Source organism: Streptomyces sp. NPDC049915, assembly GCF_040656475.1.
Lineage (GTDB): Bacteria > Actinomycetota > Actinomycetes > Streptomycetales > Streptomycetaceae > Streptomyces.
The window spans coordinates 23,655-38,180 of sequence record NZ_JBFAMH010000031.1; the positions used below are offsets into that span (position 1 = coordinate 23,655).

The window sequence follows — 14,526 nt, forward strand, 5'->3', positions numbered from 1 at the left end:
GGCTGGTCGCGCAGTTCCCCGCGCCCCTTATATGCCTGCGGCGGCCCGTTGCTGTCCGGTGGTCGGCTGATGTAGCGCCGTCGGTTGCGTTGTGAGTCGGGGCCGGGGCGGGGGGTGTCCGTCCTCGGTCCGGCCGCCCGTTTCCGACGGCCTCACCGTGTGCCGGTGCCGGCCGCTGCGGGCGGACACCCCCCACCCCGTCCCCTCCCCGCCGTCGGCGACTGCACCAACGCCGTGGCGCGCGCCTTCATCTGGCTGCGCTGCGGGCAGTCGTGCCGCTGGGGCGGCACGGGTGGGCTGGGGGCCCCTGCTCGAAGAGCTTGGGGGAGGCTCCCCGTCGCGCCGGGCTGCGCACCCACCCCCGGCCGGCCACCGCACCGGGTGCGAAGCCAACGCCGGGCCACTCATCCCAGCTCCGGCCGGCCAAAGCACCGGGCAACACGAAACGCAGCTCACCGGGGTCACCGCAACGCCCGGCGCAGCCCAGCCCGCCGTTACGGCTCGACGTGGAGTCGGACCAGTCCCGACCCCGCGTCCGAGACCCGCAGCTGCGCAAGGTCCCGCACCCACGCGTCAGGACCGTACGCGGCGGCGCGTGGGCCGACGCCCACCACCCGCATCCCCGCGGAGCGCCCCGCCGCGATGCCCGCCCCGGAGTCCTCGAAGACCACACACTCCGCGGCCGGTACGCCCAGTTCCGCCGCGCCCTTCAGGAAGCCCTCGGGGTCCGGCTTGCTCGCCCCCACGCTCTCCGCCGTGATCCGAACCTCCGGCAGCGCCAGCCCCGCCGCCGCCATCCGCGCGCCGGACAGCGCGACGTCGGCCGACGTCACCAAGGCGTGCGGCACACCGAGCCGGGCCAGTGAGGCGAGGAACTGCGGAGCCCCCGGCACCGGCACCACGCCCTCCGTGTCCGCCGTCTCCTCGGCGAGCATCCGCGCGTTGTCCGCGAGGTTCTGCTCCATGGGCCGGTCGGGCAGCAGGATCGCCATCGACGCGTGTCCCTGCCGTCCGTGGACGACCTTCATCACCTCGTCGCCGTCGAGCCCGTGCCGTTCGGCCCAGCGCCGCCAGACGCGTTCCACGACGGCGTCGGAGTTGACGAGCGTGCCGTCCATGTCGAGCAGCAGGGCGCGGGCGGTGAGGACGGTGGCCGGCATCGGCGACTCCCAGGAAGTGAGCGAACATGCCCCGGAGGGACAAGGTGGTCCCGCCCGCCGGTCAGGGAAAACGGGCGGGAGCCACTTTGTTCCTCTACGGTACAAAACAAGTCCGGCATCCCGCCACCACCCCCGCGAAGTTCGCCGCACTCACCCGGCGAGCGCCTCCCACAGGCTCCACAACCCGAGCGCCAGCATGAGCAGAGCCGCGATCTTGGTGATCAGCGCCAGCGGCACCCGCTTCATCAGGGCCTTTCCGCCCACGATGCCGAGACCGGCCACGGCCCACAGACCCAGCACCGCGCCGAGACCGACGGACAGCGGATCGTCGTAGCGCGCAGCGAGGTTCGCCGTCATGATCTGCGTCAGGTCGCCGAACTCGGCGACGAGGATGAGCATGAAGCCCGCACCGGCGACCTTCCAGAAGGTCTGGTTCTCGGGCCGGCGGACCTCCTCCTCGTCCTCGCCCTTCTTCAGCAGCAGCACGGCCGCGCCGCCCAGGAAGAGCACGCCGGTGAGCGCGTGCACGATCTGCTGCGGCAGCAGGGTGAGTACGCTGCCGGCCGCGACCGCGAGCGCGACGTGCAGCGCGAAGGCGGCGGCGACACCGGCGAAGACGTACGAGGCCCGGTAGCGCGTGCCGAGGACGAGGCCGGCGAGCGCGGTCTTGTCCGGCAGCTCGGCGAGGAAGATGACGCCGAAGACGAGCGCCGTCACGGTGATGCTGATCAAGGTCCCTCAATCGGTCGGGGCTGCCCCGCCGAGAGTGCGGTACGTCACGCGCAAGACGCCTCGGCACGGCAGCACACTCGAGCACCCGTGCCGTACGGCACGGGCGTGCACTGCGTTGCCGAAGGTCTCGCTGGCGGAATCCTCGCGGGATCCGCCTCCGGGCGCCGGCCCGGACTGAACCGAGCAGTATGTCGACGACACCGGCGAAGAGCTACTCCCCTTCTGCGCCACCCATGGTACGGGAAGAGCGCGCGACCTCGCGCGGCGCGGAAAGTCCGACCGTGAACCTTGTCGTGTCATGTTCACGTCACTAATCTCTCACCGCGCGCACATCTCCCCGCAACACGGCACCGCGAGCATTCTCGCGCCCGCGCTCCAACACCCCCACCCCACAAGGGAGTTCGCATGCCCAAATTCTACGCGCGTCGACGGCTGAGCATACTCTCCGCGCTCACCGCGCTGACAGCCTCCGCCGCCCTGTTCAACTCCCCCACCGCCTCCGCCGCCCTCCCCACCCCGGTCAGCGGCGCCACCGCCCGCAGCTACCTCTCCCAGCTCACGGTCGCCACCGAGGACCGCACCGGCTACAGCCGCGACCTCTTCCCGCACTGGATCACCATCAGCGGCACCTGCAACACCCGCGAGACCGTCCTCAAGCGCGACGGCACGAACGTCGTCACCGACTCCTCCTGCGCCGCCACCAGCGGCAGCTGGTACTCCCCGTACGACGGCGCCACCTGGAGTGCCGCCTCCGACCTCGACATCGACCACCTCGTGCCGCTCGCCGAGGCCTGGGACTCCGGCGCGAGCAAGTGGACCACCGCGCAGCGCCAGGCCTTCGCCAACGACCTCACCCGTCCGCAGCTCATCGCCGTCACCGACAGCGTCAACCAGGCCAAGGGCGACCAGGACCCGGCCACCTGGATGCCCTCGCGCACCGCCTACCGCTGCACCTACGTCCGCGCCTGGGTGCAGGTGAAGTACTACTACGACCTCTCCGTGGACACCGCCGAGAAGAACGCGCTCACGAACTACCTCGCGAGCTGCTGAGCCAGGCGGCCGCCGCTCCCGCCGGGACCCGCGGGGGCGGCGGCCGCATCGATCCATCCCGGATGAATGTTGAACTTGCAAGCACTCGTTAGGTCTGCCTAACCTGTGGGCTCACTCGGTGCCGCCGTCCCCCACGACCGGTCCGCCGAGGTCGTTCCGCTCGACCACCGAAGGAGCCCCCACATGACCGCACGCCTCGACAGCGCCCAGCCGTACGTGCTCGGACTGTTCCGCATCGTCGTCGGCCTGCTCTTCGCCTGCCACGGTGCCGCCTCGCTCTTCGGCGTCCTGGGCGGCGCGGCCGGCGGCAACGGCGGCACGATCGCGGCCGGTACCTGGCCCGGCTGGTACGCGGCCGTGATCCAGCTGGTCTGCGGTGGCCTGGTCCTGCTGGGCCTGGGCACGCGCGCCGCTGCGCTGGTGGCCTCCGGGTCGATGGCGTACGCCTACTTCGACGTGCACCAGGGGGTGGGGCTGTGGCCGATCCAGAACGGCGGCGAGGCGTCGGTGATGTTCTGCTGGGCGTTCTTCCTGCTGGCCTTCACCGGCTCCGGCGCGTTCGGCGTGGACCGGCTGCTGTCCCAGCGCGGCGAGAGCGCGCAGCGGCCGGCGCCGGAGCGGACGCCGGTGGCCGCCTGACCGTCCGCCGTGACGCGGACCGCGGCGTCCGGCCGCGGCCCGCCTTACGGCGCCGGCTTGCCCCTCGCCGCGAGCGGCGCACCTTCCGACACTCCAGCCCCCGCCGAAACTCCTGTCCCACCTCGGGCGTACGCTCTATGGCTGTCATCGGCCGGTCTACTGCCGCTCCCCGCGCTCGCGCGGCACGGTACGGCCCACGGGGGATCACGGGGAGTCGCAGTGCTGGAGAGTGTCGGGTTGCTGACCGGCAGCCCATGGATCTACGCGGTCGTCGCGACATCGGTGCTGCTGGACGTGTTCCTGCCGATACTGCCCAGTGGCGTCCTCGTCATCACGGCGGCCACGGCGGCGGCCGCGGGCACCGGAGCGGCGGGCGCGGCGAGCCCCGCCAAGGTCCCCGACCTGCTCTTCCTCATCCTCTCCGCGGCGACGGCCTCCGTCCTCGGCGACCTCGTCGCCTACCGGCTGGCCTGGCGCGGGGTGGCCCGCCTGGACAGCGCGATCGCCCGCTCCCGCAGGCTGAGCCGCGCGCAGGAACGTCTCGGCGCCGCTCTCGCCCGGGGCGGCGGGCCCCTCGTCGTCCTCGCCCGCTTCGCCCCGGCCGGCCGCTCGGTCGTCTCCCTCGGCGCCGGCGCCGCCCACCACCGGGCTCGCGACTTCCTCCCCTGGTCCGCCCTGGCCGGCCTGTCGTGGGCCGGCTACAGCGCAGCCCTCGGCTACTACGGCGCCTACTGGCTCGGCGCCACCTGGCTGGCCACGGGGGTGTCGGTGGCGGCCCTCTTCGGCGCGGGCGGGGCAGCCCTGTACGTGATGCGCCGGCGGCCGGTGCAGGGGACGGCGGCGCGCCGGTAGCCCTCCGTCCGGCCGCTACCCCGCCCGCCGCGCCGGGGCGCCCCGCACCTCCAGCTCGTCGAGGAGGTGGGCCGTTGCGGCGGTGATCTCCTCCACCGCACGGTCGAACACCTCCCGGTTGTGCGCGGCGGGCGCCCGGAAGCCGGACACCTTCCGCACGTACTGCAGGGCGGCGGCCCGGATGTCGTCCTCGGTGGCCTCACCGGGGAGCACGGGCGGGCGCAGGGTCTTGATACTCCGGCACATGCCTCAAGTCTGGCCCCTGCCACGGCCGATCCGCAGCGGCTGCGAAGATTCCCTCCCAGGCGGCCACCACCCATGGGGCCGACCGACGAGAGGACACACCCGATGACCCTCCCGACCCACGACGGACTCACCGTGGCCGTCCTCGGCCCCGGCGGCGTCGGCGGCCTGCTCTCCGCGCTGCTGGCCCGGGCCGGCCACCGCGTGATCTGCCTGGCCGGCGAGAGCACGGCCGGCACGCTGCGCGCGACCGGTATCAGCGTCCGCAGCGGCCGGTTCGGCGACTTCACCGTCCCGGTGGAGGCGGACACCGAGCTGCGCGAGCCGGTCGACGCCTGCCTGGTCGCCGTCAAGCACACCGCGCTGGACGCGGCCCTCACCCGTGTCCCGCCCTCCGCCCTCGGCGACGGTCTGCTGGTCCCGCTCCTCAACGGCGTCGAGCACCCGGAGCACCTGCGCGAGCGCTACCGGCCCGACCGCGTCGCCCCGGCCGTCATCCGCGTCGAGTCGACCCGGACCGCCCCCGGCGTGATCGAACACGGCACCGACTTCGCCGAGGTCGACCTCACCGGCGACCCGGTACCGCAGGACCGCCTGACCGCGCTCGCCCGGGCGCTGTCCGACGCCGGGATCACCGCGCGCGTACTGACCGACGAGGCCGCCACTCTGTGGGCGAAGCTGGCCTTCCTTGCTCCCATGGCCCTGCTGACCACCCGCCACGGCCTGCCCATGGGCGAGCTGCGCACCCGCCACCGCGACGAGCTCACCGCCCTCGCCGAGGAATCGGCGGCGGTCAGCCGTGCCTGCGGCGGCCCCGGCGACCCGGTGGCCTCCCTCGCCCGTTACGACAGCTTCCCGGCCGCCACGAAGTCCTCCATGCAGCGTGACGCCGAGGCGGGCCGCCCGCTCGAACTCGACGCGATCGGCGGCTCCTTGCTGCGTGCGGCACGGCGGCACGGTGTGCCGGTCCCGGTGGCGGCGCGGTTGGTGCGGGAACTGCGGGAAGCGGGGCACTGAGCACGGCGGCGGGAGGCGAACGCACGTACCGACGCCTCGTGCACTCATTCGAGTGAAGCCACGGAAGCAGCTCGCTGCCTCAATTCGAACAGGCGTAGCATTGTGCCGTGGCTACGACCTATGAATTCCCCAGTGACCTCCTCGCCGGCCAGGAGGAGCTGCATCAGGTCCGGGCCGAACTGTCGGCCCTGCTCAAGCGGCTCCCCTGGTCGGTCGAGCCACTGGACGGCTTCAGCGACGACAACGGCTGGCGCAAGCTGGAACGCCCCGCCTCCCCCGGCTGGACCGCCGACGAGCAGGCCGAGGTGGAAAAGCTCCGGCGCCGCGAACACGAGCTGGCGGTGTTCGTCACCACGCACCGCTTCTGGTCCGAAATAGCGCCCGAGAGCCGGGTGGAGGCCCGTTCGCGGCTCAAGCACGCGCACGAGACTCCACCCGGCGAGGGCGAGGCCCGGACCGAGGTCTAGCTGAGCAGCCCGTTCATCTCCGCGATCTCGGCACTCTGGCCGGTCACGATGTCACCGGCCGTCTTCTTCGCGGGCCCGTAGGCGCCCTTGGCCTGTTCGGCCTTCGCCATCTCCAGGGCACCCTTGTGATGCTCGACCATCATGGTCAGGAACAGCCGGTCGAAGTCCTTGCCCGAGGCCTTCTGCAGCTCGGCCATGTCCTGCTCGCCCATCATCCCGGGCATCTCCGCCATGCCGGACGCGCCGGAGTGCGACGCGTGGTGCTCCATACCGGGCATGTCCGAGCCGCCGCCGTCCTGGGGCACGTCCTCGCCCCAGGCCCGCAGCCAGCCGCTCATGGTCCGGATCTCCGGGTCCTGCGCCTTCTCGATACGCGCCGCGAGGTCCTTGACCTGCGCCGACGACCCCCGCTCGGCGGCGAGCCGCGCCATCTCCAGCGCCTGCCGGTGGTGCGGGATCATGCCCTGCGCGAAGGCCACGTCCTTCGCGTTGTGCGCCCCGGCGCTCACGCCCCCGGAGGCGGAGGCGGAGGCCGACGGGGCGGCGTGCCCCTCGTGCCCGCCGTCACCGCTGCCGCCCCCACAGGCGGCGAGAAGCAGCGCGGCACTCACGGCCGCGGCGACGAGACCGGCGCGGCGCGCGAGGGTACGGGTGGTGTTGCTCATGGATGAACTCCTGCAGGTAGAAGGTGGATCTGCCGACACGCGGACGCACCACGCCGCGGAAGGAAACGGCGGCGCGGTACGGGCGGTGTCTAGATCCGCAGGAGTTGGAGTTCGGCCAGAGAGGGCGGCGCACGGGCCCCGTCGGGCGCGGCACCGACATACGCACACCCGGTCCCGGGCAGTACGACGACGGGGCCCGGGGCGGCGACCGGCGCGGGCAGCTCGGGGCCGCCGCTCACCGCAGCGGAGGCACAGGTGACGTCGGCATGGTGCACATGCCCTCCGCCACAGTGCCCGTCACTCCCCGCACACCCGTCCCCGGCGACCACGCCGGCGACGGCCGGGGCGCTCATGTGCCCATGCCGCTCCGGCACGACCCCACCGGGAGCGAGCGCGTGCATCCCCAGCAACCCGGCCAGCAGTCCGAGCACGGCAACCACCCGCCACCACCGCACCCGCGGCACCACGGAAAGCCCCACCTCGAACCGACTCACGCCCCACATCGTAGGCAGCCCGCCCCGACGACACGACGAAGGGCCCCGGAGCGTCACCGCACCGGCGGCGGGATCTCCGGCGAAGAAGGAGAAGACCCAGGCGCAGGAGTGACCGGCGCCGACAAGCGCAACGGCGTGACGCTCCGCCCGGGACACGACAACGGCCCCTCGGAGAATCCTCCGAGGGGCCGACGATCAGTGGGCGCGGACGGTTTCGAACCGCCGACATCCTGCTTGTAAGGCAGGCGCTCTACCACTGAGCTACGCACCCGGGACAAGCCGACAGCCTACATTGTCCCGGGCTGTGTCCCGCAAACCGATACCGGAGGCGGAAGTAGCCGTTTTCTGAAGATCGAGCGGATCTGCGTCCTGCCGACAGGGCGCAGGCTCGACCGCGTGCTCCGAGTGGTGGTGAGCACGCTGGTCGCCCGCATTCGCACCGTCTCCAGGCGGCACGGGCCGTGCCCGTGGTCCGGGAAGGCGGGGGCGGGGTCCCTCGTGCCCCCGGGGCTCGCGTCCGGTCTGGACGGTCCGATGCCCCGCACGATCTCTCCGGTCGCGTGGGGGCGGTGCCGTCCGCCGCCGGATCGCGTACCCGAGGGCACGCCGTCCGATCGCCACGGCGGCCGCGTCGTGGCGAGTGGTCTCACGTCGGGGCGTGGACAGTGGTTGCTGCCAGTACCGCGCACCCCACCGAGAGGTGTATGCCGGGTCGACCGCGACGATCGCCGAGCCGCGCTCAGCGGCCATCGACACGAGCCGGTTCCGGAGCCGGGCCGTGGGGAAGCGGGAGACAATCCGACGGAAGCTCTTGCTCCGGCCCTGCCGCTCGCGGCTTGTCCCGTCGCTGAAGTCCAGGTCCTCGAGCGCCACCGCGCCGACTCCGCAGCGCCGCGCGTAGTGCAGCAACCGGGTCAGCGCATGGCGGAGCTGGGCGTCCCGATGCGAGGCGGTGCCCGAGAGGTCGTAGAAGTATCGTCGGGGCCCGCCGACCGGGTTGCCGTGCACATCGAGCCGCCAGGCGGCGAGATGGTCGTCATTCATGTCGACCGCGAGCACGCCTCGGGCCAGGGCCGCGCGAAGCGGCAGCACCGGAGTGGCCCCGCGCTGCCAGGAGGCGGTCACGTACCAGCGGCCGCGCAAGGCGTCGCGATGGATGCGGTAACCGACCGCTCGGTCCGCGGCGATACGGTCCCGCCACTCCTCGCAGCGGTGACTGAAGGCCACGGTGACTTCGAGTACGTACCGGCCGTGCGGGGCGTTGGCGAGGTGCACCAGCGCCGCAGGCAGTCTGATCGAGAGCTGTCCGGTATCGGTGACACGGATGGTCTCGTTGCCGTTGCGCTTCCCGGACTCCCCGTCGGCGGCCAGAAACATCCGGGCGGCACACCATCGCTCCCGCCACGTCTGCCCATCGAGTCCGGCGTCGTTCAGACGGTGGCGCAGGCCTGCCAGCTTCTTGCCGCCGCGCACCACATGCACCCGACCCGCCGCCCAGTCGGACTCCACGGCGGCCGACCGGTCCTGCAAGACGTGCAGCCGACGGGACTTGGCGTGCCACTCCGACTGGGTGGCGTAGCCGCGCGGGAGCCCCGCCCGCTTGTCGGCCTTGGCTCCCAAGGGGCGGCTCAGCCTCGCCTCGATCCGTGCCGTCTCCGCGCGCAGCCATGCCTTCTCGGCTGCCTGGCCACGCCGGGCCAACGCCCACTGATCGTGGGTCGCCTTGGTGATGCTGCCGGCCCACCGCGCCGACGAGGCCGCGGTCAGCGCCCGCTTGCGCGCCGCCCAGGAGTTTGCGTCGTGAGACGTCCCCTGCCGGGACCGCACGGCGAGATCCCGCGACGCGAGCGAGCCGAGGAAGACACCGACCTCGGTCAGCACCGCCTCGTCCACCGGTGACAGCCGCAGCCGAGTCCTGGTCGACACGCCCACGGGTCCGGGCACCACGAACGGCGCGGCCACCTGTCGCGATCCACCCACCCGCCGCCCCTGTCGACACTCAAGATCCTTTCGTAGCATTCAACGACCATCACCCGGGAAGGTCACCCGTTCGACACGGCAACTCGTGTCCCCGTCGGCCTCCGCAGGGCAGCTGTCCTCCGCCCCGTACACGGTCTCGCCCCCGTCCCTGCCGCGGGGCGGCTTCGGTGGGTGGGTCGTGTTCGGGCGGAGGGTGACGCTGAGCGGTGACGGGAAAAACACCGGTGGCACGGCGAACTGACCGGCCCGTGTGTTCGTCTTCAACCGGTGGGAGAATGACAGCGGTCAGGGCCGAACGCAGCACGGGAGAGGGATGTGACGGCGACACCAGCGCAGCCGTACTCGTCGCCGTCGGTGTCGTACGCGCGCACCCTGCGGGACACGCTCACTTTGGTGGGGCTGCCGCTGGTCGCGGTGCTGGCGCTGCCCGCGGCCTTCGCCGGCGGCGGCACGCGGCGGTGGTTCGGCGGGCGGGCGGAGAGCCAGCGGGCCGAGGCGCAGGCCGCGAAGGACGCCGCCGCCGCGGCTTTCTACGAGCTGGACACCGCCCAGCGGGACCTGCGGATCTCCGTCGAGACGATCGCGGCCGTGGACGACTCCCCGGCCGCCCGGCGCGCGGTCGCCGATTTCGAGGCGCTGGGGCGGCGCATCGACGAGGTCTCGCAGCAGTACATCGCGGCCGTGGACGCCCATGAACTGGACCGCGACGACCTGGAGGCGTCGGCCGCCGCGCGGGCGCGCACCGAGCTGAGCGGGGCCAAGGACGAGCTGGAGCGGGTCAAGCGGGAGCTGGAACGGTTCGGCGAGGGGCTCGGGCCGCTGCTCGGCAAGGCCGAGACGCAGCTGGCTCGGGTCGCGCCGGCCGTGGAGCGGGCCCGGCAGGCGCTGCTGGCGGCGACGGGCGCGCTGGACGCCGTACGGCAGTCGGGGCTGAAGGCCGATGATCTCGCGGCGCGGCTGGCCTCGCTGTCCCCGGAGCTGACGAGGCTGAATCAGGGGGCGGGGCAGCACGGGGTGGCGCCGACGCTGGAGCGGGCCGAGCGGGTGGCGCGGGAGGCGGAGGCGGTCCGGGCGGAGGCCGGGCGGCTGCCGGAGCGGGCGGCCGAGATCGACCACCGGCTGGTGTCGCTGCGGACCCGCGCGCAGGCGCTGACCACCCGGGCCGGGCAGGTCGAGCCGGTGCTGAGCGAGTTGCGGCGGCGGTTCACGGTGGCCTGCTGGCAGGACCTGCAGCCGGTGCCGGAGCAGGCCGCCGAGAACGTGCGTCAGGCGGAGCTGAAGCTGCGCCAGGCGCAGGGCGCGCGGGACGGGCAGCGGTGGGCCGACGCGACGGCGCTGCTGTCGACGGTGCGGGCGCTGCTGAACGCCACCGACGAGGCCGTGTCGGCCGCCGGTGACCGGCTGCGGCGGCTGAACACCGTGCAGAAGGATCCGCGGCAGGAGGTCGAGCGCACCCGGTTCGCGATCCGGGACGCGCAGCGGCTGGCGATGACGGGCCGTACGACGCCGGATCCGCGGCACGCCCGGCCGCTGGACGACGCGGTGGCGCGGCTGGACCGGGCGGTCGCCGGTCTGGAGGGCGGGCGCCATCCCGACTACTGGCACTTCCTGACCGAGACGGAAGCGGTGCGGCAGTCGGTGGCCCGGGTGGTGGCGCAGATCCGCGAGGACCGCGGCCACGGTGCCGGTTAGTCTTCTGCCATGCCTCGCTATGAGTATCGGTGCCGTACCTGTGGTGACACTTTCGAGCTGAGCCGGCCTATGGCGGAGTCGTCCGCGCCGGCGCAGTGCCCTGCCGGGCATGGCGACACGGTGAAGTTGCTGTCGACGGTGGCTGTGGGCGGTGCGGCCTCCGCGCCGGCGCCCGCCCCTCGTGCGGGGGGCGGGGGCGGCGGTTGTTGTGGTGGGGGTTGCTGCGGGTAGGAGGCGTCTAGGGGGTTGCGCTCCTGGTTGCCTTCAGGAACTCCCGTACGATCCTCTCCCCTGCCAGCACCCCGCGCTCCGGCAGTGCCGTGATGTGCGGGGCCGTCCAGCCCTCGTCGGCCAGTTCGCCGTGGCCGGGGCGCCAGCCCCGGTCGGCGGCGAGCAGGAGGTCGGCGTCCAGGAGGGAGTCGCCGGCGGCCAGGGTGAGGTCGGCGCCGGTGCGGCGGGCGACCTCGCGTACCGCCGCGCTCTTGGTCAGCGGCTGGGGGACGGCGTAGATCTTGCGGCCTTGCAGGGACACCGTCCAGCCGCGGGGTTCCGCCCAGGTGGCGAGTTCCTTCACCCATTCCTCGGGCAGCAGTTCGCGCTCGACGACGAGGTAGGCGAAGAGGTCCTCGGCGGTGCGGTGCTTGCGGACCCAGACGGGGTCGGCGGTGCGCATCAGGTGGTCCTGGATCTCGGCGAGCGGCGCGCACTCGTCGGCGAGCCGTGCCTGTACGCCCGCGTGCCAGTCCTCGTCGGTCACCCCGTCGACCAGCAGATGGCCGCCGTTGGCGCAGATCGCGTATGCCGGGGACGGTCCGGGCAGGTTGATGCGCAGGTACTGCTTGCGGGTGCGTGTCGTCGTCGGGACGAAGACGGCCGTGTCGCCGAGGTCGGTCAGCAGCTGGGCCGCCGTCTCCGTCAGGTAGGACAGCGGCTTGCTCTCGTGGACCTCCACGCACAGCAGGCGGGGGGCCCGCGCGTCGGGCATGGTCAGGGCGAGGGCCGCCGAGGAGTAGATCAGCGTGCGGTCGAGGTCGCTCGCCACCAGCACCGGCGTCACAGGGTCACCGCCTTGCCGTCGGCGCCGGTCGCGCCGCGCGTGTACCGGGGGTGGATCAGCCCGACGCAGGTGTAGGGGAGGTCGCCGGCCTCCTCGACGGGGACGCCGCGCTGCTCGGCGAGCAGGCGGACGTGGTCGAGGTCGGCGCCGGCCCCTTCGCGGGCGAGGATCTTCCATGGCACCCGGCGCAGCAGCACCCGGGTGGTCTCGCCGACGCCGGGTTTGACGAGGTTGACGTCGTGGATGCCGTACTCCTCGCTGATCCGCTCGACGGCGGCCCAGCCCGCCCAGGTGGGGGTGCGGTCGCTCGCGAGGAGTTCCTTGACGGCCGTGTCGACGGTGTCGGCGACCTCGGGGTAGCGGGCGGCGACGGCGTCGAGGAAGGCGTTCGAGAGGTCGGCGCCGGCGAGTTCGCGGTAGAACTTCGCGCCGTGGAAGTCGTGCGGGCCGACCAGGTCGGCGCGCAGTACGGTGCGGGAGATCAGGCCGGAGACGGTGGAGTTGAGGCAGGCGGAGGGGATGAGGAAGTCCTCGCGGGTGCCGTAGGTGCGCACGCAGGAGCCGGGGTCGGCGAGGACGGCGATCTCCGGATCGAAGCCGGTGATCCCCTCCTGCGTCTCGAACTTCTCTATTGCCTGGGCGAGTTCGCGGGTGATGGCGCCCTTGCCGGTCCAGCCGTCGACGAAGACGATGTCGGCGGGGTCGTGGTGGGCGGCCAGCCAGCGCAGCGCGTTGGCGTCGATGCCGCGGCCGCGCACGATGGACACGGCGTAGTGCGGCAGGTCGAGGCCGTGCCGGTACTGCGCCCAGCGGCGCATGAGGATGCCGACGGGGGTGCCGGCGCGGGCGAGGGAGACCAGCACGGGGCGGGGCGAGCGTTCGGCGATGACGCTTTCGGTGACCATGCCGACGGCGTGCGCGATGCGGGCCGCGGAGACGTCCAGGGCCTGGTGGAAGAGGTTCTGGTACTGCTCGCTGGGCTGGTACTCCACCGGCAGTGACTCGGCGTAGTGGGCGCCGCCGCTCTGGATGGCCTCCTCGCGCTCCTCGGTGGGCGCCTCCAGCGTGACGTCCGAGAGGTCCTGCAGCAGCCAGCCGACCTCCTCGGGCGCGTAGGAGGAGAAGGCGGGGCCACGGAGTGGCTCGGGCAGCATGGCGGGCCTTTCGGGGGCGGGCGCGGGCTCGGGGACGTACGACGGTACGACGGTGAGGAGCACGTGCGGCGTGTGCGCGGCGAGCCGGTCGAGCAGTCCGCCGGGGGCGTGCAGCGCGTCCGTGTCGCCGGCGGAGTCGACGACGGCGACGACGGCGTCGAAGCCGGCGCCGGCCACGTTGTAGGCGTAGCGCTCGCCGGGGCCGTCGGCGGGGTTGTCGTGGGCGGGGAAGACCAGGCGGGTGCGGATGGCGTAGCCGGGGTCGTCGACGGCGAGGACGGGTGAGCGGGTGGTGGTGGAGAAGCGGACCTCTGCCGAGGGCAGCAGGTGTTCCAGTTCCCGGGCGAGCTTGAGCGGGGTGTACATCAGCTCTTCGTTGCCGAGGACGAGGACGCGGCGCACATCACGGTGCAGTGCTTCGGCCAGGCGGGCCGCCATGGCCGGCAGGGCGGCGTCCAGCCGCCGGCGATGGGCGGGGGTGAAGCCATGCCGGCCGCCGTCGGGGAGGCCGTGGGGCCAGCGCAGATCGACTCGGGTGGTGCGGTCGTGGGGCGGCTGCGGGTGCGTGGTGGTTTCTCGCGCAGTTCCCCGCGCCCCTGGGTCGGCGTGCTCATACCGGGTGACAAGCTCCTGTCCCCTGTCGAGCACGTCCTCCGGCAGCCGGACGGTCCCCTTGGCCGCTGCCACCAGGTCCACGCGGGCGCCGATCTCCCGGGCGAAGTCCTCCAGGCGGGCCGTGTCCTGCGGTGAGCGCATGTCGACCAGGGTGACGACCACGTACCGTCGCCGCGGATAGCGTGCGTGGAGGTCGCGGATCGTGTTGAGGACCGTGTTGCCCGTGGAGAACTCGTCGTCGACCAGGACCAGTGGGCCCGGCCCCGCCAGCAGGGCCGGGTTCTCGGGCAGCAGCAGGTGGGTGGTGGCGTGGGAGTGGGACTCCTCGAAGCCGCCGGCCCGGGCGACGCCGGGCACGGGGCGGCGGGTGGAGTGCAGGCAGGGCGCGGTGCCGAGGCCGTCGGCGACGGAGTGGCCGAGTCCGGTCGCGGTTTCCGCGTAGCCGAGGACGACGGCGCGGCCCGCCTCGTCGGCTCCGAGCAGTTCCCGGACCCTGCGGCCGAGCGCCAGGCCGGAGCCGTAGACGACCGATGGTGACTGCGGGACGTGCTTGCCGAGCACGTGGGACACGAGCAGGTGCGCGCGCTTGGGGTTGCGGCGCAGCGCGAGTCCCAGCAGCTCGGTGAGCCCGTCGCCGACGAGTTCGATGCCGAGCCGCTCGGCGACCCAGGTGCCGGACCAGACCCCGTTGTTCACTGCGTTCTTCATC

At 73.0% G+C, this 14,526-nt stretch carries 15 protein-coding genes and 1 tRNA gene; 7 read left to right on the forward strand and 9 right to left on the reverse strand.

Annotation, left to right across the window (positions count from 1 at the left end):
• Positions 1-494 precede the first annotated feature (494 nt).
• Both AB0J12_RS34045 and AB0J12_RS34050 read right to left on the reverse strand, forming a co-directional pair.
• Positions 495-1,160, reverse strand: coding sequence for an HAD family hydrolase (locus AB0J12_RS34045; protein ID WP_363268506.1), 666 nt, complete (start codon positions 1,158-1,160; stop codon positions 495-497).
• Positions 1,161-1,310: 150 nt separating this feature from the next.
• Positions 1,311-1,892: a TMEM165/GDT1 family protein gene (locus tag AB0J12_RS34050; RefSeq protein WP_363268507.1), complete on the reverse strand. Its 582-nt coding sequence runs from the start codon at positions 1,890-1,892 to the stop codon at positions 1,311-1,313.
• A gap of 405 nt (positions 1,893-2,297) precedes the next feature.
• On the opposite strand from AB0J12_RS34050, the gene AB0J12_RS34055 reads away from it, so the two are divergent.
• From AB0J12_RS34055 to AB0J12_RS34065, 3 genes are all read left to right on the forward strand, one after another.
• Entirely contained in the window at positions 2,298-2,942 is a 645-nt protein-coding gene (locus AB0J12_RS34055) for an HNH endonuclease family protein (protein ID WP_363268508.1), read from the forward strand.
• A gap of 183 nt (positions 2,943-3,125) precedes the next feature.
• Positions 3,126-3,581 carry a DoxX family protein gene (locus tag AB0J12_RS34060; RefSeq protein ID WP_363268509.1) on the forward strand — a complete coding sequence of 152 codons (456 nt, stop codon included), beginning with the start codon at positions 3,126-3,128 and terminating at the stop codon, positions 3,579-3,581.
• 219 nt (positions 3,582-3,800) lie between these two features.
• The gene (locus AB0J12_RS34065) at positions 3,801-4,433 is read left to right on the forward strand and encodes a VTT domain-containing protein (protein ID WP_363268510.1); all 633 of its coding nucleotides are present in this window, start codon (positions 3,801-3,803) and stop codon (positions 4,431-4,433) included.
• Between the two features lie 15 nt (positions 4,434-4,448).
• Here the strand turns inward: AB0J12_RS34065 and AB0J12_RS34070 are convergent, their stop codons facing one another.
• The gene (locus AB0J12_RS34070) at positions 4,449-4,679 is read right to left on the reverse strand and encodes a DUF2277 domain-containing protein (protein ID WP_363268511.1); all 231 of its coding nucleotides are present in this window, start codon (positions 4,677-4,679) and stop codon (positions 4,449-4,451) included.
• Positions 4,680-4,781: 102 nt separating this feature from the next.
• On the opposite strand from AB0J12_RS34070, the gene AB0J12_RS34075 reads away from it, so the two are divergent.
• Positions 4,782-5,693, forward strand: a complete 912-nt coding sequence (locus AB0J12_RS34075; RefSeq protein WP_363268512.1) for a 2-dehydropantoate 2-reductase — start codon at positions 4,782-4,784, stop codon at positions 5,691-5,693.
• A gap of 107 nt (positions 5,694-5,800) precedes the next feature.
• Positions 5,801-6,160, forward strand: a complete 360-nt coding sequence (locus tag AB0J12_RS34080) for a hypothetical protein (RefSeq protein WP_363268513.1) — start codon at positions 5,801-5,803, stop codon at positions 6,158-6,160.
• Here AB0J12_RS34080 and AB0J12_RS34085 read toward each other — a convergent pair.
• The 4 genes from AB0J12_RS34085 to AB0J12_RS34100 form a co-directional block, all read right to left on the reverse strand.
• Positions 6,157-6,825: a DUF305 domain-containing protein gene (locus tag AB0J12_RS34085; protein ID WP_363268514.1), complete on the reverse strand. Its 669-nt coding sequence runs from the start codon at positions 6,823-6,825 to the stop codon at positions 6,157-6,159. The two genes, AB0J12_RS34080 and AB0J12_RS34085, sit on opposite strands and share 4 nt — an antisense overlap.
• A gap of 89 nt (positions 6,826-6,914) precedes the next feature.
• Complete coding sequence (locus AB0J12_RS34090) at positions 6,915-7,319, reverse strand: DUF6153 family protein (RefSeq protein WP_363268515.1); 405 nt, start codon at positions 7,317-7,319, stop codon at positions 6,915-6,917.
• A gap of 199 nt (positions 7,320-7,518) precedes the next feature.
• A tRNA-Val gene (locus AB0J12_RS34095) sits at positions 7,519-7,590 on the reverse strand.
• Positions 7,581-9,338, reverse strand: coding sequence for an IS200/IS605 family accessory protein TnpB-related protein (locus tag AB0J12_RS34100; RefSeq protein ID WP_363268516.1), 1,758 nt, complete (start codon positions 9,336-9,338; stop codon positions 7,581-7,583). Before AB0J12_RS34100 ends, AB0J12_RS34095 begins: the two co-directional genes overlap by 10 nt.
• 276 nt (positions 9,339-9,614) lie before the next feature.
• Between AB0J12_RS34100 and AB0J12_RS34105 the strand changes: the two genes are divergently transcribed.
• Positions 9,615-10,991, forward strand: coding sequence for a hypothetical protein (locus AB0J12_RS34105; protein ID WP_363268517.1), 1,377 nt, complete (start codon positions 9,615-9,617; stop codon positions 10,989-10,991).
• A gap of 9 nt (positions 10,992-11,000) precedes the next feature.
• Positions 11,001-11,222 carry a zinc ribbon domain-containing protein gene (locus AB0J12_RS34110; protein ID WP_363268518.1) on the forward strand — a complete coding sequence of 74 codons (222 nt, stop codon included), beginning with the start codon at positions 11,001-11,003 and terminating at the stop codon, positions 11,220-11,222.
• Positions 11,223-11,229: 7 nt separating this feature from the next.
• On the opposite strand, the gene AB0J12_RS34115 is transcribed toward AB0J12_RS34110, so the two are convergent.
• Together AB0J12_RS34115 and AB0J12_RS34120 are read right to left on the reverse strand one after the other, a co-directional pair.
• Positions 11,230-12,048 carry an HAD family hydrolase gene (locus AB0J12_RS34115; RefSeq protein ID WP_363268520.1) on the reverse strand — a complete coding sequence of 273 codons (819 nt, stop codon included), beginning with the start codon at positions 12,046-12,048 and terminating at the stop codon, positions 11,230-11,232.
• Positions 12,045-14,525, reverse strand: coding sequence for a phosphoribosyltransferase (locus AB0J12_RS34120; protein ID WP_363268521.1), 2,481 nt, complete (start codon positions 14,523-14,525; stop codon positions 12,045-12,047). The genes AB0J12_RS34115 and AB0J12_RS34120 overlap by 4 nt, the downstream gene beginning before the upstream one ends.
• Position 14,526: the final 1 nt, after the last annotated feature.

What these genes read in the sequence shown, in the direction of transcription:
- AB0J12_RS34045 (WP_363268506.1), bottom strand. Translation starts at nt 1,160, where the DNA reads ATGCCGGCCACCGTCCTCACCGCCCGCGCCCTGCTGCTCGACATGGAC.
- AB0J12_RS34055 (WP_363268508.1), top strand. Translation starts at nt 2,298, where the DNA reads ATGCCCAAATTCTACGCGCGTCGACGGCTGAGCATACTCTCCGCGCTC.
- AB0J12_RS34060 (WP_363268509.1), top strand. Translation starts at nt 3,126, where the DNA reads ATGACCGCACGCCTCGACAGCGCCCAGCCGTACGTGCTCGGACTGTTC.
- AB0J12_RS34070 (WP_363268511.1), bottom strand. Translation starts at nt 4,679, where the DNA reads ATGTGCCGGAGTATCAAGACCCTGCGCCCGCCCGTGCTCCCCGGTGAG.
- AB0J12_RS34075 (WP_363268512.1), top strand. Translation starts at nt 4,782, where the DNA reads ATGACCCTCCCGACCCACGACGGACTCACCGTGGCCGTCCTCGGCCCC.
- AB0J12_RS34085 (WP_363268514.1), bottom strand. Translation starts at nt 6,825, where the DNA reads ATGAGCAACACCACCCGTACCCTCGCGCGCCGCGCCGGTCTCGTCGCC.
- AB0J12_RS34100 (WP_363268516.1), bottom strand. Translation starts at nt 9,338, where the DNA reads ATGCTACGAAAGGATCTTGAGTGTCGACAGGGGCGGCGGGTGGGTGGA.
- AB0J12_RS34110 (WP_363268518.1), top strand. Translation starts at nt 11,001, where the DNA reads ATGCCTCGCTATGAGTATCGGTGCCGTACCTGTGGTGACACTTTCGAG.
- AB0J12_RS34120 (WP_363268521.1), bottom strand. Translation starts at nt 14,525, where the DNA reads ATGAAGAACGCAGTGAACAACGGGGTCTGGTCCGGCACCTGGGTCGCC.